Annotated in this window: 18 protein-coding genes and 1 pseudogene; 9 read left to right on the top strand and 10 right to left on the bottom strand. The window is 54.0% G+C overall.

What is annotated here, in order from left to right:
* Window positions 1-109: 109 nt before the first annotated feature.
* Window positions 110-471: pseudogene (locus BA6348_RS27280) on the top strand (integrase core domain-containing protein); the annotation flags it as partial.
* A gap of 65 nt (window positions 472-536) precedes the next feature.
* Here BA6348_RS27280 and BA6348_RS09430 read toward each other — a convergent pair.
* Entirely contained in the window at window positions 537-1,610 is a 1,074-nt protein-coding gene (locus tag BA6348_RS09430; RefSeq protein ID WP_122953292.1) for a glycoside hydrolase family 15 protein, read from the bottom strand.
* 179 nt (window positions 1,611-1,789) lie between these two features.
* Complete coding sequence (locus BA6348_RS09425) at window positions 1,790-2,608, bottom strand: inositol monophosphatase family protein (RefSeq protein ID WP_007778946.1); 819 nt, start codon at window positions 2,606-2,608, stop codon at window positions 1,790-1,792.
* Window positions 2,609-2,786: 178 nt separating this feature from the next.
* On the opposite strand from BA6348_RS09425, the gene BA6348_RS26595 reads away from it, so the two are divergent.
* On the top strand, window positions 2,787-2,951 hold the full coding sequence (locus BA6348_RS26595; protein ID WP_007778940.1) for a hypothetical protein: 165 nt from the start codon (window positions 2,787-2,789) through the stop codon (window positions 2,949-2,951).
* A 58-nt stretch (window positions 2,952-3,009) separates the two neighbouring features.
* On the opposite strand, the gene BA6348_RS09420 is transcribed toward BA6348_RS26595, so the two are convergent.
* On the bottom strand, window positions 3,010-3,222 hold the full coding sequence (locus BA6348_RS09420) for a CstA-like transporter-associated (seleno)protein (protein ID WP_005830341.1): 213 nt from the start codon (window positions 3,220-3,222) through the stop codon (window positions 3,010-3,012).
* Window positions 3,219-5,309 carry a carbon starvation CstA family protein gene (locus tag BA6348_RS09415; RefSeq protein WP_005830343.1) on the bottom strand — a complete coding sequence of 697 codons (2,091 nt, stop codon included), beginning with the start codon at window positions 5,307-5,309 and terminating at the stop codon, window positions 3,219-3,221. Before BA6348_RS09415 ends, BA6348_RS09420 begins: the two co-directional genes overlap by 4 nt.
* A 383-nt stretch (window positions 5,310-5,692) precedes the next feature.
* On the opposite strand from BA6348_RS09415, the gene BA6348_RS09410 reads away from it, so the two are divergent.
* The 3 genes from BA6348_RS09410 (at window position 5,693) to BA6348_RS27680 (ending at window position 7,174) form a co-directional block, all read left to right on the top strand.
* Entirely contained in the window at window positions 5,693-6,106 is a 414-nt protein-coding gene (locus BA6348_RS09410) for a hypothetical protein (RefSeq protein WP_129552186.1), read from the top strand.
* 20 nt (window positions 6,107-6,126) lie between these two features.
* Entirely contained in the window at window positions 6,127-6,642 is a 516-nt protein-coding gene (locus tag BA6348_RS09405; RefSeq protein ID WP_122953293.1) for a hypothetical protein, read from the top strand.
* A 409-nt stretch (window positions 6,643-7,051) separates the two neighbouring features.
* On the top strand, window positions 7,052-7,174 hold the full coding sequence (locus BA6348_RS27680) for a hypothetical protein (RefSeq protein ID WP_007778933.1): 123 nt from the start codon (window positions 7,052-7,054) through the stop codon (window positions 7,172-7,174).
* A 206-nt stretch (window positions 7,175-7,380) separates the two neighbouring features.
* Here BA6348_RS27680 and BA6348_RS09400 read toward each other — a convergent pair whose 3' ends face one another.
* The 3 genes from BA6348_RS09400 to hppD form a co-directional block, all read right to left on the bottom strand.
* A complete protein-coding gene (locus BA6348_RS09400) occupies window positions 7,381-8,163 on the bottom strand; it encodes a LytR/AlgR family response regulator transcription factor (protein WP_005830346.1) in 783 nt (260 codons plus the stop codon).
* The gene (locus BA6348_RS09395) at window positions 8,138-9,865 is read right to left on the bottom strand and encodes a sensor histidine kinase (protein ID WP_007778928.1); all 1,728 of its coding nucleotides are present in this window, start codon (window positions 9,863-9,865) and stop codon (window positions 8,138-8,140) included. The genes BA6348_RS09400 and BA6348_RS09395 overlap by 26 nt, the downstream gene beginning before the upstream one ends.
* Window positions 9,866-10,200: 335 nt before the next feature.
* Complete coding sequence (hppD, locus tag BA6348_RS09390) at window positions 10,201-11,292, bottom strand: 4-hydroxyphenylpyruvate dioxygenase (RefSeq protein ID WP_007778924.1); 1,092 nt, start codon at window positions 11,290-11,292, stop codon at window positions 10,201-10,203.
* 219 nt (window positions 11,293-11,511) lie between these two features.
* On the opposite strand from hppD, the gene BA6348_RS09385 reads away from it, so the two are divergent.
* On the top strand, window positions 11,512-12,210 hold the full coding sequence (locus BA6348_RS09385) for a class I SAM-dependent methyltransferase (protein WP_005835218.1): 699 nt from the start codon (window positions 11,512-11,514) through the stop codon (window positions 12,208-12,210).
* 107 nt (window positions 12,211-12,317) lie between these two features.
* On the opposite strand, the gene BA6348_RS09380 is transcribed toward BA6348_RS09385, so the two are convergent.
* A complete protein-coding gene (locus BA6348_RS09380; RefSeq protein WP_122953294.1) occupies window positions 12,318-13,754 on the bottom strand; it encodes a hypothetical protein in 1,437 nt (478 codons plus the stop codon).
* A gap of 222 nt (window positions 13,755-13,976) precedes the next feature.
* Between BA6348_RS09380 and BA6348_RS27275 the strand changes: the two genes are divergently transcribed.
* Window positions 13,977-14,801, top strand: a complete 825-nt coding sequence (locus BA6348_RS27275; protein WP_242507469.1) for a M14 family zinc carboxypeptidase — start codon at window positions 13,977-13,979, stop codon at window positions 14,799-14,801.
* Window positions 14,802-14,818: 17 nt separating this feature from the next.
* Window positions 14,819-15,736: a M14 family metallopeptidase gene (locus BA6348_RS27270; RefSeq protein ID WP_242507468.1), complete on the top strand. Its 918-nt coding sequence runs from the start codon at window positions 14,819-14,821 to the stop codon at window positions 15,734-15,736.
* A 162-nt stretch (window positions 15,737-15,898) separates the two neighbouring features.
* On the opposite strand, the gene BA6348_RS27675 is transcribed toward BA6348_RS27270, so the two are convergent.
* On the bottom strand, window positions 15,899-16,849 hold the full coding sequence (locus BA6348_RS27675) for a methyl-accepting chemotaxis protein (protein WP_026557830.1): 951 nt from the start codon (window positions 16,847-16,849) through the stop codon (window positions 15,899-15,901).
* Between the two features lie 22 nt (window positions 16,850-16,871).
* Window positions 16,872-17,627, bottom strand: a complete 756-nt coding sequence (locus BA6348_RS09365) for a hypothetical protein (protein ID WP_005831565.1) — start codon at window positions 17,625-17,627, stop codon at window positions 16,872-16,874.
* Window positions 17,628-17,714: 87 nt separating this feature from the next.
* Here BA6348_RS09365 and BA6348_RS09360 point away from each other — a divergent pair, with 87 nt between their 5' ends.
* Window positions 17,715-19,136: an RsmB/NOP family class I SAM-dependent RNA methyltransferase gene (locus BA6348_RS09360; RefSeq protein WP_007776769.1), complete on the top strand. Its 1,422-nt coding sequence runs from the start codon at window positions 17,715-17,717 to the stop codon at window positions 19,134-19,136.
* Window positions 19,137-19,293: the final 157 nt, after the last annotated feature.

Below are 19,293 nucleotides of genomic sequence, written 5' to 3'. Positions count from 1 at the left end.
TTCCCTTTCATCAATTTGGTTATTAACAGACTTTTCAGCCCTCTGTAGATTAGCATCCTGGCGTCATTCGTTTCCGAGCCCGTCATTAATGTTAACCGAATGACCAGCAAGCTCCTGCCTGTTCTTGTATGGCGAAGTCATCGCATACAGTATTAGAGTCTAACAAAATACAACTTTGGTTTTAGATACGTTGAATCATTGCCTGTAATGACGAACTGCATTTTGCACAGAAATTAAGGCTTCGTTTATACATCTAATGCGTATCAACAAGCCGTAAAGTAAAAGGGCATTACCATGAGCATTTCCCGTAAAGGTACACCTGCTGATAATGCCTTGATCGAATCGTCTCATTCCACGCTAAAGTCTGAAACATTTTATCTCAAAGATATTCCTGTTACGAAGTCGGCCATCGTTGCACAGATTGTCCAAGACTACATTCATGACTATAACTCATTTGGCATTTTTTTATAGGAAAGGAAACAACACAACCAGTCACCGTTTCCATATCGGCAACTGGCTGCTTCATGACAAAGTGGCTACTGCTGCACACCAAGCTCCGCTGCCAAAACCAGAAACATCGCATGCGACCAGAGAAGCGGCACGGCTGGTTTGCCTTCTTTTTCGACCCACGACTCGTAATGCCCAGGCGACAGCAAATGCTCCTGCACTTGCTCCGGAAAGCCGCCCGGCTGGCGTTGGGAAGCGATCCATCCGAGCATCTTCTCTGCTTCCTCGCGCCTACCCGTCTGCACGTAATACCAGCCCAACCAGGCCGTTAACAGCAGCCACTGTCCCCCGCCGTAATACGTATCAGTCGGGTACCGATGCACGCCATAGCCTGCGCGCAGCTCTTTTTCGATAGCTTGCACCGTTTTTTGCATGAGCGGATCATTCGCCGCGACCACCCCGTACGGCAAAGCCAGCCAGAGCAGACTGGCATCCACCGCCTGATCGCCCACTGATTTGATAAATCGCCCGTGGGCTGTGCCATGCTCCCGTATGAACTGGCGAATCGTCTCGCCTAGCCGCGCCAGCTCGGAAGCACGGTTGGGCAAACAAGGCTCCATCGCTTTGATTCCGGCATAAATCGCGCCCAGCGTTACCGGATGGATTCGCTCTCCGCCCTCTTCCCAGCAATCAAAGTTAGGGAGCTGCCAGCACGCTGTGACATAATCAATGGTCAGCTCAATCGAAGGCTTCAGTTGTTGGATCAAATCATGCTCCCCGCTCATCCGCACATGCTCCGCCAGCCCCCACAGCCATGTCCCGTAGCCATCGAGCTGAAAGTTGCCCCATTCGCCTGCCACTTCTTCTCCGTCTGCTGTAAAGCGCGTATGCAAAAAGCGGTCCTTGCCCGCATCTGCTCCTGTTTTCGCTGCTGCAATGGCCGCTCTTGCCTTTGCCTCATGCTTTCGGATCACAAAATCGCACCATCGGTAAAACTGGCGGGCGCTCTCATGCTCGCCGATCCGATTCATCGCGTATGCCGTAAACGTTCCATCCCGCAACCACGCATATTGATAGTGAGCAAAACCGGGCGAAGCGAGATACGCTCCGGTGCTCGCCTGGTGCTGCAAGATCAACTGGACACTTTCCCCGATCAGCGTCATGTTTATCCCTCCTTCTGGGACAAGCCGACTTCGTGCCAAACGCAGTTGCTCTTCGTCGTCTGGCTATGCTGTGATAGCATATGCGCCTGGCAACCATCCTGCCCCATTTTGCCCTGCCTAAAAGGAAAACCCGCCGGATGCCCATATCCAGCAGGTTTTTGTCTGTGTGCCTGTTCGTTTTATGACGGTACATCCGTATTTTCGGATTTCAGGTAATGTTGCAGTTCCTCATAAAAGGTCGGGTTGCAGGCCATCACGCTGCTTTTTTGGTCGTAGGGCAACGGTGTGCCCGTCATTGTCGTCACCCGGCCGCCTGCTTCTTCCACGATGATTCGCCCGGCCCCAAAATCCCACGCGTTGAGCGAAAGGCTCACGTACCCATCCAGTCTTCCGGCCGCAACGTACGCCATCTCCAGCGCGGCACTGCCCAGAAGACGCATTCCGCGCACTTTTCCGGCGAGCTTTTTCACGATCAAATCAATGCCCATCTGCTCAGCGCGCTTGTTCCAAAAAACGCTCGTGCACAACAGCGCTTCTTCCAGGCTGACTGCGCGGTCCAGACGAAGCGGGCGGTCGTTCAAATACGCTCCCTCGCCTTTTACGGCGTAAAACAGCTCGTCGCGCGAAGGATCGTAAACCACGCCGACAAGGCCCTCTCCCTTATGATAAACGGCAATGGAAACGGAAAAATTGATCTGCTGATGCACAAAGTTGGTCGTACCATCAATCGGGTCAATGACCCACAGCGTCTCGTACTTGGCAGGGTCTTCCGCAAAGGTGCGCTCTTCCCCCAAAATCCCGTGATCCGGAAACCGCTGCAAAATCATGTTGACGACATGCTTCTCCACTTCTTTATCTACGGCCGTGACAAGATCGGAGGCAGACGTCTTATATTCGACGGTAAAAGGCTCCTTCATTCGTTTCAGACTCAGCTCACCCGCTGAACGGGCGCATTGCAGAGCCAGCTCTTTTAGCGCCGCCAGAGTTGATGCTTGCACGCATATCGCCACCTAAAACTTGACTTTCTTTTTAGTGTACCATACTTTACCTGCGGTTACACCACACGCAAAGCAAGCGGATTGCCTGAATTGCCATCTGGAAAATACTGTAACGCTTTTGCCGAAAATTCGTCCCAGAAATAACACCGTCAAGAGGGATTTTCCGAGGAAACGAGTCATGCTCCGGCTGCCCGTGCCTTTTCTCGTTTTGCTTTTTCTGGAAAAAACACCTGTCCAGGCAGAAACTGTGCAGCTTGCTACCGCCTACAGCGATATGGAACAGCCGATGCGGCGCAATAGCCTGGCTGCCCGAACGCGCCCTCTGCGCCTTGCTCCCCCGTGAAAAAGGGTGCCCGCCCGTCAGCTAATGACAGTCGAGGCACCCTTTGTTGTTGAGCGAACTAGCAGCAGCGCGTCACTCCGCCTTTTTCAAACCGTTCGCGCAGGGCGTACATGTAATACTCGCGCTCGGTCATCGGAAAAATGCCTGGAGCGCCGTGCGTTTCGTACCAATGCTGGAGGTAGCGATCGTAGTCCGGCATGCCGAAAACCGTTTTGATCGCCGAGCTGACCCGCCGCAGCGCCTTACGCATCTCTCTCAGCTTTCGTTTCATGCGACATAGTGTCCTTTTCCGTCAATCACAGGCCCTTTGGACTGGATGTACGGCGACTCGTACAGCGGATACTGCTTGCCGCGCAGGATGTTGATCCACACGCGCGCCCCGTCGAGGATAATGCCGATCGTGATGACCATGAAGATCGCGCACACCGCTGCGTCAATCTGGTCGTTCAGAATCATTTTTTGCGCGGCCTCAATCGTTTTTACGCCGTTCGGCAGCGTTCCGGCATCCAGTGCCTTTTGGAATGCTTCCGCATGGGCGAGGAAGCCGATTTTCGGATCAGCATGGAACAGCTTTTGCCAGCCTGCTGTCAGCGTAGCCGTTGTCAGCCAAGCCATCGGAACGAGCGTGACCCACGAATAGGCCGCCTTGCCCATTTTGAAAATCAAGGTCGTGCCGACCGTAAAGGCAATCGCAGCAAGCATCTGGTTGGCGATTCCGAACAGCGGCCACAAGGTGTAGATGCCGCCGAGCGGGTCCATCACGCCTTGCAGCAGGAAGTAGCCCCACCCGAACGTGATGATCGCCGAGCCGATCAGGTTCCCTGGCAGCCAGTTGACCTGCTTCATTTTCGGGATGACGTTGCCGAGCATGTCTTGCACCATGAAGCGCCCTACGCGGGTTCCCGCATCAATCGTGGTCAAGATGAAAACAGCTTCAAACAAAATCGCGAAGTGGTACCAGAACGCCATCAGCGCTTTTCCGCCCAAAATGCCGGAGAAGATCGTCGCCATCCCGATCGCCAGCGACGGAGCGCCGCCTGTCCGGGAGAGAACGGTCTTTTCCTGGATGTCGTTGGCGAGCGTCGTCAACTGGTCAGGCGTGACGGTAAAGCCCCAGCCGGTAATGGTCGAAGCGGCTGCCGCAGCGTCCACGCCGATAACGGCCGCCGGAGAGTTGATCGCAAAGTAAACGCCAGGCGTCAGAACACACGCTGCAATCATCGCCATGATCGCCACGCCGGACTCCATCAGCATCCCGCCGTAGCCGATCAGCGGCGCATGCGATTCTTTGGCGATCATCTTCGGCGTCGTACCGGACGAGACGAGCGCGTGGAAACCGGATACCGCCCCGCAGGCAATCGTAATGAACAAGAACGGGAACAAGTTGCCCGCAAACACAGGACCCGTCCCATCAATGAACTTGGTCAGAGCAGGCATGTGCAGCGGTGGCAGCGTCAGCACGATTCCTACGGCCAGCACGGCAATCGTTCCGACCTTCAAAAACGAACTGAGGTAATCGCGCGGCGCCAAAAGCAGCCAGACAGGCAAAACCGAAGCGATAAAGCCGTAAATGATAATCATCCACGCGAGTTGCACCTTGCTGAACGTAAAAGCAGGGCCCCACGTTGGCGAAGCCGCGACAAGCTGTCCCAGCCAGAGGGAGAAGAACAAGAGCGCCAGACCGATCAGCGAACCTTCCATTACCCGGCCTGGGCGAATGTAGCGCATGTACAGCCCCATCAACACAGCGATCGGCAGCGTCATGAAAATCGTAAAGGTAGCCCACGGAGACTCCGCGAGAGCGTTTACAACGACCATCGCCAAAACAGCAATCAAAATGACCATAATCGCAATGATTCCGACCAAGGCGAGCACGCCGCCAACCGGACCGATCTCTTCTTTGGCGATCTGTCCCAGCGTTTTCCCGTTGCGGCGCATGGAGCCGAACAAAATGACGAAATCCTGCACCGCTCCGCCGATCACGACCCCGACGATAATCCAGATCGTCCCCGGCAAATACCCCATCTGGGCCGCCAAGGTCGGGCCTACCAGCGGCCCCGCTCCGGCAATCGCGGCGAAGTGATGCCCGAACAAAATCCATTTGTTCGTCGGTACAAAGTCTTTTCCGTCGTTGTTTACTTCTGCAGGTGTGGCCCGATTGTCATCAAGCCCCATAATTTTTCTGGCAATAAAACGGCTGTAAAAACGGTAAGCAACGGCATAAGTGCAAAATGCAGCAGTCAGCAACCAGAACGAGTTGACTGACTCTCCGCGGCTGAGTGCGATGATCCCAAAGCCAACCGCACCCAAAGCGGCAATCCCGCCCCAAATCAGGAGGGAGAGAAGCCATTTTTTCATTCGATCCGCCTCCTTTTCTCTTTCTTTTAATAATTAAAAATTCAGGCAATTCATCTTACCACAAGGTATCACGAAGGAGGGCATGGCCTAAACAAAAAATGGCTGAACGGTACAAAAACAAGCACGAGATGCAACATAACTGCTTGAGTGAAAACGCATACAATTACGGAAACCTTTCTCCCTCTGATTCGTAATAAAGGTAGGAAAGAGATTTAGCCGGATCGAGACGTTGATCGGGCTATTCGCGTTGGCTATATCGGGACTAATTTTCTACAAAATCCTTATTTAAAAAGAACAATTATCCAATTATCGCGGAATTTTGTTGAATTTTTTACAATTTGTGCTAAAATCAACAGTAAATATATTGCAATAGAGGTAGTAAAATGGTTATTAACAAAAAAACGATAACTATTTTGGCTACTGCATTTACAACTGTCACAATACTTGCAGTTCCAGTTTATGCAGCTTGGTCAAGTGTCACTGCAGATGCACTAGTTAGCTTTTCAAACTTCTCCAATTACTACAAAGTTAATATAACCTCAAAGATAACCGCTTCTGGTTCAAGAGCCAGTGATGAAGCCATTTATCATCAAATGTGGGTAACGTTAGATGGAGGAAGTTACCTCACTGATGATGCATATGAAGCAAAAAGTCCTTCTGAACTAAAATGGACAAGTGGTAAAGAAGGAGATCCAGCTACTTGGGGAGTAAGCAATGCTGGTGAAATATTCATAGGTGGGGCTCCTAGTGGCATCAAAGATAGAGACAGCCACTCTAAAACCCATCCTGGAATGTAAATTTAAGGAAGAATCTTGAAATGAAAAAAGTAATGGTTACCCTTGCTGTAACAATGTGTGCCGCTTCACTCTTTTATGGATACACAAACATTTACGCAAAAGACTCGTTAAAAATAGAGCAGGAATATGAAATTTATGCCAAAAATGAAGTACAAAAAAAATTATCAGAAACATATGATGATGCAATTAAAACATTTAAAATCAACCAATCCGACTACACATACTACAGCCTTCATGAAACAGACTATGGATTAGGAAAAGATGAATCCACTACACTTTTTATGATAATATTTAATGACGTCTTAAAGAAACAAAAACAGGGAGACTTTGAGCCGGGGCTATTCCTGAAAAAAGACTTGTCTGAGGCTATTGTTCTTTATAAATCACTAGACAGTGGAACTAACCACCTTTACGTGTATAAACGAGATAAGGATCAATGGATACTGGTAAAAGAGGACAACCAAAAGGGCAAGAAAGCTGAAAAAGTACAGTATAAGAGTCTTAAGGAATTTGAAGCGGATACAACATCTAAATAGGTCCCGATAATGTGCATTATGTAACAATATAGATATAATAAAGCCCCGAGTCAATCGGGGCTTTGTTATTGTCCAGATGTTTTTGTTCTGTTGAAGAATTGCGGCTAACTCATTGTATTTTTCAATAAGCGAGAAAAATTCATGCGGTTCACAATCAACGCTGTTCAGATAATTATTTGCATCGTTATCGGACCATTCTGTGTCATCCTCGTCCTGGGGTTCAATTGTTTTCGTTGAGAAAACGAGAAAACTCTAGTCAAGGAATGCTCTGTCCAGATCAGCAATAGCAGCCTTAAGGATTCTTTGGCAAAGTGTATAATCTTCGATCTTTACGGCCTCCTCAATAGACTACAGTATTAAACCAAAGTTTCCACAAGAATGATGAACCTGAAGGGAGATTCGCGACGCTATGAAATACAGCCAAAAAGAAATCGAAATGATCGAGAGAACGGTCAAAAGCATCAAAGTTTTTTCCATCTGCACTGTGTTCGTGGTGATTGGTCTGTTCGCCTTGAAATACTTTATCGGGTAGCGTGATTGCTTTTCAACTGCCTCTCTTCCATTTTTGCGAAGAGAGGCAGTTGCGGACCACCACTCCTGTAACCGCTCCCAAAGCCAAAAGCCCGTCAACCAGCACGTATCCTAGTGCGGGAGACGGGTTTTTGGCATCGGCAAAAAGCTTCCGGCTGGGACTGTGGCAACGCATGCTCGGCGCAAACGGGAAAATATCCGCCCCGGCTAAAAGCCCAGCCGCTTTTTCAACTCCTTCACCACGTTGCGGCTGACGGGCACCTCTGTCTTGCGGCTGTCCTGCATGACCAGGTGAATCGAGCCTTTGAACCACGGAACCAGCTCAGCCGTTTTTGCCAAATTGACGATAAACGCCCGGTGCGTCCGGAAAAACTGCTGGCGCGACAGGCGGCTCTCCAGCTCCTGCAGCGTAAAGCTGGTGGCGTACTGCTCGCAGTCGGTGTAAATGCTTGCGTAACGTCCTTCCAAGGTGGCGAAGACGATTTCGTTCGGGTCGATCAGTATGATTTTTCCGTTTTTTTCCACAGGTACACGCCGCGGCTGCTGATCGGCCAGGACGGTTTGCAGCAGGCTTTGCAGTTGTTCCTCGGAAAAGCGCGCTGGCTCGGCCCGCGTTTTTTGCGCGTGCAGCATCTTACGGACGCGATTCATCGTCTTTTCCAGCCGCGTCTCGCTAAACGGCTTGACGATGTAATCGACGGCTTCTGTTTCAAAAGCGCGAACCGCATGGATTTCATAGGCGCTCGCGAAAATGATGACCGGCGGACGCACCATCGACTCCAGAAGCTCCTGACCCACGTCGACGCCATCCCGATCTTGCAGGTGGATGTCCAAGAAGACCGCATCCGGCTCCAACTGCATGACGGCTTCGATCGCCTCTTCCCCGCTGGCCGCTTCCCCGATTACCGACACATCGGGAAACTGCGCAAGCAAATAGCGCAGTTCCTCCCGCGCCGGTGCCTCGTCATCCACGATGAACACTTTTAGCACTGCTACTCACTCCTATTGGCAATTGTATCGTACACGTCGTCCCTTTCCCCGCGCTGCTTTCGATGACGATTCCATAAGGCTCGCCGTAGATCGAGGCGAGCCTGTTTTTCACGTTGGACAGGCCGATTCCCGACAGACGGCGCCGATCGCTTTTTTGCGTCTGGGCGAGCAAAAACGGGTCTGTGTCCATCCCGACCCCGTCGTCCGCCACGGTCAGTTCGAGCGTATCGTGCTGGACTCTTCTCGCCCGAATCTTGACCGTGCCTCCCTCGCGCTTAGGGAGCAGCCCGTGCTTGACCGCGTTTTCCACAAGCGGCTGAAGAATCAGACCAGGTACCGTGTACCGTTCCACCCCGGCCTCAATGTCGTATTCCACATGCAGCTTTTCGCCAAAGCGCGCCCGTTCGATCGCCAAATACGCCTCGATGTGCTCCAGCTCTCCGGCCAGGCTGACATAGCCGCTGGAGTCGTGTAAGTTGCGGCGAAAATACTCGCCGAGATGAATCAGCAGCTCGCGCGCCTGCTCCGGCCGGAAGCGGATGAAAGACACAATCGTATTGAGCGCATTGAACAAAAAATGCGGGTTGATCTGCGCGTGCAGCGCTTTGATCTCCGCGTCCGCGAGCAGCCGCGACTGCTTTTCCAGCTCGGCCAGCTCCAGTTGGGTAGAAATCAGGTTGCCCAAGCCGCGCACCAGCTCCAGATCGACCGCCGAGAGCATGCGCGAGCGATCCTGGTACAGTTTGAGCACGCCCGCGACCTCCCGCCTGCGCATCAGCGGGACGATAATCGCATAGCGCAAGGAGCAGCTCGTCTCCATGCAACCGATCTCCTCTTTTGTCCGGGCGATCATCAGCTTTTTGCTTTCCAGCACTTCCTTGGTCGCCTTGGTAGAGATGCCTTCTCCCACCACGTGGTGCGACGAGCCTGCGCCGACATGGGCAAGCACGCAGCGCGTATCGGTAATCGCGACGGCGGCTACCCGCGTCGTGCGCAAAATTTCCTCCGCCACCTTTTTCGCCGATTCATAGGTCAAGCCTTCGCGCAAATAGGACAGCGTTTTATCCGCGACCTGCATAGTCCGCTGCGCCTGGAGTGCGCCGATCCGGTCTTCTTCTTTTTTCACCAGGTCAATAATGATAATCAGGATGGCGATGCCGAGCGAGTTGACGACAGACATCGGGATGCTGATCGATTGCACGAGTGCAAGCGCGTCCTCGTACGGCCGGGCCACGAGCAAAATAATCCCCATCTGCATCCATTCCGCCAAAAAGCCTACGACCAGCGCGGTAGTCCAGCCGATCTCCTGATTGCGGTTGCGGCGAAACTGGTAAATCAGTCCGGCCATGACCCCTTCGCTGATCGTGGAGATCGTGCAGGCCAGGTCGGTGAAGCCGCCAAGCGAATAGCGGTGTATGCCAGCGACAAGGCCCGTCATCAGCCCGACCCATGGGCCTGCGAGCAATCCGGCTACTACCGTGCCGATGACGCGGGAATTGGCGATCGCGTCCTGGTACCAGATGCCGTTGTACGTCCCGAGAATCGAAATCGCGGAAAAGATGAGCACCATCACGGCCTTTTCCCGCCAGGTCGCCTGCTGGTTCAAGATGCTGCGGAAAGCCCGCACCCGCGTAAACAGCAAAGCGGCTACGATCAAAACAGCCGTCCGCTCCGCCAGTGGTATCATCAAAGACATGTTCATCGGCTCACCCTCTTCGCACACTTCCAGGCCCGCTCGAAAATCCGGCAAGCGGCTGCCCTTTGCTCCATTATCTCCAGCGGGCGAAGAAGCGGTCAAGCGAATTGTCAGAGTAGGCAGAACAGGAAAATTTGTCTGAGGGCACGCAAGCCTCCCTGTCGCGAAAAGCAACCGTCCCAAAAGCCGAGCATCGCGGGCGCAAACGCACAGATTTTCCGGCGGCATGCACGCTTGCTTCTGCTTGTTCGCCCTCCCTCACGCAAAAAAGCCGCCTGTTGCACGTTCGGCGCACAACAGACGGCTTTTCCAGTTTCCAGATGATGCGTGTAAACGAAGCGTTACAGGTTGCCGCGGCGCTCCTGCTCGCGCTCCAGCGCCTCGAACAGCGCCTTGAAGTTGCCGTTGCCGAAGCCGCGTGCCCCTTTGCGCTGGATGATTTCGATAAACAGCGTCGGACGGTCCACAATCGGCTTGCTGAACAGTTGCAGCAGGTAGCCTTCATCGTCGCGGTCTACCAGGACACCCAGCTTTTTCAGCGCTTCGATATCCTCGTCGATTTCGCCTACGCGCTCCTTCAAGTCTTCGTAGTACGTGTCCGGCACGGTGAGGAAGTCTACGCCGTTTTCACGCAGCTTCGAGACGGTTTGGATGATATCGTTGGTCAAGATCGCGATGTGCTGCACGCCTGGACCTTTGTAAAACTCCAGAAACTCCTGGATTTGCGACTTGCGGCGGCCTTCCGCCGGCTCGTTGATCGGGAACTTGATGCGGCCTGTACCGTTTTGCATCACTTTGGACATGAGCGCCGAATACTCGGTGGAAATGTCGTCCTCGCTGAAGTTTTGCACCGCCGTGAAGCCCATGACCCGCTGGTAATAACCTACCCATTCGTCCATGACTTCCACGTTTCCGACGACGTGGTCGATTCCGATCAGTCCGGTGCTCTCGGCTTTTACCGAAGACTCGAAGGCGGTATAGCCGGGCAGGAACGGGCCGTTGTAGTTTTTCCGTTCGATGAAGGAGTGAATGTTTTCGCCGTATGTGCCGATTACCGCTTTTTTCACGGTACCAAATTCGTCCGTGTATTCGGTCGGCTCCATGATCGGGATCGCGCCGCGGGATACAGCCTCGCGGTACGCTTGCTCACAGTCGTCCACGCGCAGGGCGACGTCTTTCACTCCATCACCGTGCTTTTTCACAAATTCGGCGATAGGGTGGTCAGGCGTCAGAGCGCCGCTGATGACAAAAGTCATGTGCTTTTGCTTCAACACGTAGGAGACTTTTTCGCGCGAGCCTGTTTCCAGCCCGGCATACGCGACTGGCTCAAAGCCGAACGCCTTGGTGAAGTAATGCATCGCCTGCTTGGCGTTTCCTACGTAAAACTCCAGATAGTCCCAGTCCTGAATCGGAAAAAAATCGGTGTTGCTCATTTGCCTACCCCTCCGCTTTCTTTCTTTTTCAATTATTATTACTTTTTGGTTTATTGGGATTATTTTGTCGTTATTTTGAGATTACATTGGAAGCGCTTCCTCGCGCAAGAACACGGAATAACGCGAAAACGCTCAAACGCTTTCACCGATTAAAGTACGCATTCGAGCGCCCGCTTGGTACAATAAAGGCAGCGCAAATCCGAGCAGGAGGTGGGAAGGTTGTCAAGTCAATGGAGTCAAGAAGCAGCCAGGCAGTGGGATTCGTTTGCCGCCGACTGGCACAAACGCAGTGAGCAGATGTGGGAAAAAGGCAGCCGCAGCACGATCCTCCCGTTTTTCATGCGGCACGTCGCCCCCGGACGGGGACCGATTCTGGACGCTGGCTGCGGGGATGGCTATGCAAGCTGCAAGCTGGCCGGGCACGGCTATACAGTGGAGGGGGTCGACATTGCCGGGGAAATGATTCGTCTCGCCGAGGAACGGAAAAAGCATTTCCCGGAAAATGTTCAGTTTCAGACAGCAGATATCAGCAAGCTGCCGTTTGCAGATGGTACGTTTGCAGGTGTGATGTCCATTAACGTGGTGGAATTTACGCCCGCCCCCTTGAAAGCTTTGCTGGAGCTGCGCCGCGTACTCGCGCCGGGAGGCATTCTCGTCATCGGCATTTTGGGTCCGACAGCAGGACCTCGCGCCCACAGCTATCGGCGGCTGTACGAGGAAAACACGATTCAAAACACGATGATGCCTTGGGAGGCGAAGCAGCTTGCCGCAGAAAACGGCTTCGCGCTGCTCGCGGAGGAGCCGGTGTACAAGGAAGGCATCACACCGGATATCGCGGGGCGCTTGAGCGTGGAGCTGCGGGAGGCGGTCAGCTTTTTGACCTTGTTCGCCCTGCAAAAGCCAAAGCAAAGCGACTGATCCCCTCCACGTATCAGTGTACCATCCAAGCCAATATGCTTGGGCTTTTTTCACTGTCTACTCAAAGGGGATAATATCAGACCGAGCGATCCAGCAGCCTTTTCTTTTTATCTGTAAGCGACGTTGTTTTTTTGCATCCAGGCCAGCTTGCTCGCTGTAAGCCGGGCAATCGTCGGCTCCTCTGTTCCGTGGAGCAGACGGTACAGCCGCTGGGTTTCGACCAGATCGTTGTAGGTCAGGTACGGGTAGTCCGCTCTCCCGAATGTGCCGTCGGGAAAATAGGCGTAGTGCAAATCGCCGTTTGCCAACAGCCAGCGGGTGCCCAGATTGACAACTCCCGCGAGCATCAGGTCTGCCAGGTCTTTGTCGGTCGGATCGCCAAATTGCAGGTAGCTGCTGTACAGAAAATTGATTTCAGCCAACTGGTGGTTGAGCGAGACATGCGTCTGGGCGGCGGGATTTTTCGCAGAAGCGTAATCGGCAACGAGCCAGCCCGACTGAATCCCATTCACGACATAATGGTTGCTCGCCGCATGCCTTTGAAAATACGTCCCGTATTTTTGCGCCGCCTGGCAAAACGACTCTTCCGCGTACTGGACGCATCCGCGCAGCATCAAGTCCGCTGCTCCCGTGTTAAAGCGCGTATCGTAAAAGCCGTCCGGAATCCCGTAGTCCTCGCTCAGCCACAGCGAACGGGGAAGCGTCTTCCAGTACCCCTCCGGCTCCTGCTGGAGCAAGCTTGTTTTCAACATCACATATCCCATGTTGCGCGCTGCCCTGCTGCCTCCCGTGTACAAAAAGGAGCGCAAGACGTAATTTTCGGGAATCCGCCAATAGGCGTTCGCGGAAGTAGGCTCGTAGGTCGAAGGACTTTTGTAGTAGTAGCCGTCATACAGCCACTTTGCGTTTTGCGTGACATCGAGCGCAAGCCAGATTTGGTCAATCGCTTGCTCGCCCCACGGCACGAGCGGTTCCCTCGATTCCAGCGCCCACATCTCGCTCATATAGCCCGCCTTGATCGGCAGCCTGATTTCCAGCACGACGCCGTTTGCGCTTTGTTTGACCTGGATCGGCAGCGCCAGCTCGGGATGCTCTTCAATCGTGCCTCGGCCCTTGTCGACGTAGACGATCGGCATGCCGAGCCAAATGTATCGTCCCTCTGTTTCGACGAACCCGGCAGCAAGCGGGAGCATCTTGACCTGATCCAGCGTCACGGCTTGCCAAAATGGCTGCTTCGATTCGTTGTACGCCCTGTAGCGGAACATCATGTTTTGGCTGTTGCCCTGAATCGGTACGGTGATAACGTATGGCTTCGCATTTTTCTTGCCGCTAATTTGCTGGCTCCAGTACACATCTCCGTCGCCAAACACAAACTCTCGCTTTTTGTGCGTGGCGCCGTTTGGCTTGCTGGTCGTTTCTTTTTCGGCGGGCTTTTGCCAGAGCGGCACAGTAGCGGAAGCTGAGACAGAAGCCGGGCCGGGAATAAAGGTGCATACGGCGATGGCCGTCATCAAAAGGAGCAAAACGCTGATTTTTCTGACCATGTCATCCCCCTGTCCTGAAGAAAAATTCCTCCATTTCACTTGTTTGAATACAGTAAACTTTTGTATCAATATGAAAATGATACCATATTATTCATGGCGAATCACACGGAAGTCCCGCTTTCTCTCCTGTGAAAATGAATAAAGAGGGCGATTATTATTTTTTAAATTATCTGATATTTTAAGAATGTACAACCATTCTCTGTTGATCCGTGGAGGGAACCTATGACCAAGAAGGTACGTTGCATCACATCTGCTGCCCTTGCCGTGTCGCTTTTGTCAAGCGGTTTTGCACTCCCCTGGGCGCCGCCGACCGCCCACGCTGCCCAGACGGACGCTCCTGTTCCGTACTATGGCCTCGGCCCAAGCTATGTACAGCCTGCAGAGGTCAAAAGTCTGTTCCCCGACCCGCAGCTCGATTTCGGCACCCCTGGCTTTGCCAAAGGAAAGGTCGCCTTCACTACCCAGGAAGAAATGCTGGCATACATAAGCAAGTTGGCAGAAACCAGCAAGCACGCCAAGCTGGTTTCGATCGGAACCTCGCTGGAGGGACGGGACATCCCGCTCCTTTTGTTCAGCAAAGACATGACGACCGTCAAGCAAAACCAGACAAAGCCGCTCGTCTGGCTGCAAGCGCAAATTCACGGAAACGAGCCTGCCGCCGGAGAATCCGCCCTCGTCATCGCCAAATGGCTGGCTGAAGACGCGCTCGGCGCCGATTTGCTCGACAAGGTCAACGTCGCCATCGTCCCCCGGCTCAACCCGGACGGCTCCTACCAGTTCAAGCGCTACATCGCTACCGATCTGGATGCCAACCGCGACTACATGAAGGTCGAGTATCCCGAGGTGCAAGCCGTACATCAGGCGATCAATGAGTTTCAGCCAGACGTGATCCTCGACGCGCACGAATACGGCGTCAACTACAACCAGTTTGCCCACGTCGGGGAAAAGTTATACCGCTCCTGCAACGGTCGCGTAGGCAACAGGTCAACTACAACCAGTTTGCCCACGTCGGGGAAAAGGGCGCAATCTCCTCCTATGACGTCCTGATCTCGTCCGCCAAAAACTTGAATATTCCCGAGTCGCTGCGCAAGCTGTCCGACTCGCTCCTGTTGGCCGATGCGCAAAAAGCGCTGGACAAGGAGCAGCTTTCCCACCACGCCTACTTCACGCTCGCCAAAGGCAAGGACGGCAAGGTGACCGCCACGGAAGGCAGCACGGAGACGCGCATCGGGCGCAATGCGCTCGGTTTGAAAAATACGTTGACCTTCCTCGTGGAAACGCGCGGCATCGGCATCGGACGGGCCGATTTTGAGCGTCGCGTCTACAGCCAGGCCGTCACGCACGCCGCCATCATCCAGTCCACCGCCGCCCATGCCGATGCGATCAAGGCAGCCGTCGCCCGCGCCCGCGAGGAAGTCACCGAAAAAGGCAGAAAAGCAAACGACGACGACAAACTCGTCATCACGAGCGAAAACAAACTCATCCCGAATCAGTCGCTGGTCGTCGTCGACGTGGCACAGGCCAAAAAAGTGTCGGTCCCCATCGACTGGGTCAGCTCGACTGACGCCTACCCCGTGCTGGAGCGCGAACGCCCTACCGCCTACATCATGCCTGCTGCCTATCACGACGTGGCAGCCAAGCTGAAAAAGCTCGGCGTGGAGGTAAGCAAGCTGTCCGAAGAGACAACCGTGCCTGTCGAGCGCTACACCGTCAGCGAAAACAAAGTAAACACGACGTACGAAAACGGGCATTTTACAAACGAAGTCACGACCAATGTGACCAAGACGACCAAGACTTTCCCGGCCGGCAGCTATGTATTCAGCATGGCCCAGCCAAACGCCAACTTCATTGCACTCGCCCTGGAGCCGGAATCGGTCGACAGCTATGTCACCTTCAACTTCATTCCGGTCGAAGCCGGAGATGAGGTGCCTGTGTATCGCTACATGCTGGAGCAGCCATTGCCTGTAGTAGACCCGTACTAGAACGGGTGGGCTAGCCGCTCTCTCCCGGCGAAGCTCTCGCCTCGGCTAAAAAACTCGGCTGTGCCAAGCGATTAACCTAGCCTTAGCTGCACAAAAAAGTCCCTCACCCATTAAGACTGCGGGGAGGGACTTTCCGTTTCACTTTGTCGAGGAATAATTTTATTAGGACAATACTTTTTTGACTTCTTTCAGGCTGCTCTGCAAAAGCTGGTCGACGACGCCCGCTTCTTTTACGTGGCCGATCAAATCTTCGTTCAGGTCGTCCAACAGGCCGCGCGCTGCATTGACCTGGCTGGACACCTCGTCGGCAAAGCGCTTTTGCTGCTGGATAATCTGCATGACGCCTGCCACTTCTTCGTTGACTTCGTGGAAAGCGCGCACGATTCCGTCCATTTTTTCGGACGCTTCCTTGCTGATCGCCAGTCCGTTTTTGATCGCGTTGCCGCTCTTCTCGCTGTTGGCGAGCGCTTCTTTTGTTTCCTCCTGGATTTTGCCGATCAGCTCGGCAATCGTTTTCGTCGAGTTCGCCGTCATTTCTGCCAGCTTGCGCACCTCGTCCGCCACGACTGCGAAGCCTCGTCCCTGCTCGCCTGCGCGCGCCGCCTCAATCGCGGCATTCAGCGCGAGCAAATTCGTCTGGTTGGCGATATCGCTAATGACCTTGACGATGCTCGTGATCTCCGAGGAGCGTTCTTCCAGCCGGCTCATCGAGCGGGACGTGTTCGTCGATTCTTTTTCTAGCTGGCTCATCACATCGACCACTTCGGTCATCGCCTTTTTGCCCGCCTCCGAGCGCTCGACCGAATCTTTGCAGATGACGGTCAGCCGCTCTCCGCGCACGGAGAGCTGGTTGGCAGACTCGTCGTCTTTTTCGTTGATGGCCTGGATTTTCTCCACGACGTTTTTCATTTGGGTGGCCAGACGGGCAAGCCCGTCGTGTTGAGCATTTACCTCATTGTGCTGGGAAATGATCGCCCCTATCTGTTCGTACAGTCCGCGCAGTTCCTTTTTCCACGCGTCTTGCTGCTGTGCTTCGCTCTCTGTTGCCAAGGGTGTCACTGCTGCCGCTGCTGTCTCTTTTTCCGCAAGTCCTTTGTCCTTTTTCCAAAACATTTGCTTCCCTCTCCTTTTTGCTTTACTTGTCTGCGCGGTGCGAATACGCGCGAGATTCGATGATCCCCGGGTGCTGCTTCGCGAGACTCAGCAAATTTTCCAAGAAATAGTAGTGCCCCTCCAACAGCTCCACGTCCTTGCGCTCGAAGTTTTTCACCTGCAAATACTGCTGCATCTCCAGGGCGTAGCGCTCCAATCTATCGTGAAAGTCGTTGGCGCGAAGCATCTGGTCCACTTCCGGATACTCTGTTTTTAACCGGTTGATTTCGCTGTACACCTTGCCGCCCTCCAGAATCATCTGGTAAGCCGTGCGCTCCAGCGAAGCAGCCGTGGCCGCTTCCTGCTCCTCACGCTCCTCGCGCAAAGCGGACAAGTACGTGATAAAATGGTAGACAGTTAAAAACAAAGGCCCTAAAAATAAAATGATCCCTGCTTTGTACACATGTTGATTGGACAAATTGCTGATGAGCAGGAAAAGGTGAAACAAGATCGCTCCCAACCATACATAGATGATGATCTGGTGATTGATCTTCCCTGCCTGTTGGTGGCGGGAAAAGGCAAAGGTAAGCCCGAGCAGGTAAAAAGCGAGCAACGTAAAGCTGGCCGAGAACAAGGCCATCTCCATATCGACAAGCCACTCTGCATCGGCGGGAATTTCGATGAAGAATTCAAAAGCGAGCACCAGCAGTGAGAAAAGCAACCCCATGATCCAAAATCGGCTGACTTCCGAGTCGTTCCTCCGCCGGGAACGGTAGCGTTCTGCACGGGATCCCTTCATAACAAGCTCTCACCTCATTTTCTATGATTCGCCATGATTCTAGCTTTTCCTTTTACATGCGGCCAAAATCTGACAACGGAGGCGTTTATGACACAAAATCTACCCGGACTTTTCACCGAACGAATGAAAAACCTGCTCGAACAGGAATACGAAGCGTTCATCGCTTCCTACGACCAGCCCGTCACGCACGGCTTGCGAGTCAATCCGCTCAAGGTCGCGCGCGAGCGTTTTCTCTCGCTCTCCCCGTTTGCGCTGGAGCCGGTTGCCTGGTGCGCAAACGGGTTTCGCTACCGCGAGCAAGACCGCCCCGGCAAGCATCCGTTTCACGCGGCGGGCTTGTACTACCTGCAAGAGCCAAGCGCCATGTCCGCCGCCGAGGCGCTCGACGCACAGCCGGGCGAGCGCATCCTCGACCTGTGCGCGGCTCCCGGCGGCAAGTCTACTCAGCTCGCTGCGGGACTGAACGGCGAAGGCTTGCTCGTTGCCAACGAAATTCACCCGGTTCGCGTGAAAGCGTTGGCGGAAAACCTGGAGCGCTGCGGCGTCAAAAACGCCGTCGTGACCAACGAGACGCCGGAGCGACTGCAGGAGCGTTTTCCGCAGTTTTTTGACAAAATTCTCGTCGATGCCCCGTGCTCCGGCGAAGGGATGTTCCGCAAGCTGCCAGAAGCGGTGGAAGACTGGTCGCCGGACAAAGTGACGGAATGCCACCTCATGCAGCAAGACATTCTCGACGCCGCCAGCGCCATGCTCAAGCCGGGCGGAACGCTCGTCTACTCCACTTGCACGTTCGCTCCGCTGGAAAACGAGCAGTCTCTCGTCGATTTTCTCGCCCGCCATCCGGAATTTACAATCGTCCCGCTGCCGCAGCCGGAATGGTTCGCTCCCGGTCAGCCAAGCTGGGCCAATCCCGCCTGCGAAGCGCTCAGCGATACTGCGCGCCTGTGGCCGCATCGCTTGCAAGGCGAAGGCCACTACCTCGCCAAGCTGCAAAAAAGCGCCGATGCAAACGCAGCCCCAATCGCAGCGTCTGGCAAGCGCAAGGACAAGCGGGCCGCCAAAACCGCCGCTCCCGCCGGACGCAAGGAAGCGCTGGCTGCCTGGCGCGCTTTTGCCAAGGAAGCGATGCCGCAGCTCGCAGACGCATTTGCCGACGAATCCGCCTTTGTCCTGTTTGGCGAGCAACTGTACTACTCGCCCATCCCGGAAATGGACTGGGACAAGCTCAAGGTCGCGCGCGTCGGCCTGCATCTCGGTACGGTGAAAAAAAATCGGCTGGAGCCTGCCCATGCGCTCGCGCTCGCCATCACGCCCGCTGAGGCTGCCCGCGTCGCCGCTTACAGCGCGGACGATCCCGACCTGCTGCGCTATTTGAAAGGCGAAGCGCTCGCCCGGGACGGAGCGAACGGCTGGACACTCGTCGCCGTAGACGGCTTTTCCATCGGCTGGGGAAAGCAATCGGAGGGCCTGTTGAAAAATCACTATCCGAAAGGGTTGCGCTGGGTGTAAAAAGCATAAAAAAGCTCACTCACATGTATGCGGTCAGGCCCCAATCCTACTAATCAACTGGAAAAACTCATCCGTCCGTTAGGCCAATAGCTGAAGCCAATGAGTACCGGACGTCAGCTTGCAGTCCAAAGCTTTTTAGTGTTCAACGAAATGGGGG

This window comes from Brevibacillus agri, from assembly GCF_004117055.1.
GTDB lineage: Bacteria > Bacillota > Bacilli > Brevibacillales > Brevibacillaceae > Brevibacillus > Brevibacillus agri.
This window is presented reverse-complemented; position numbering and strand designations above follow the sequence as displayed.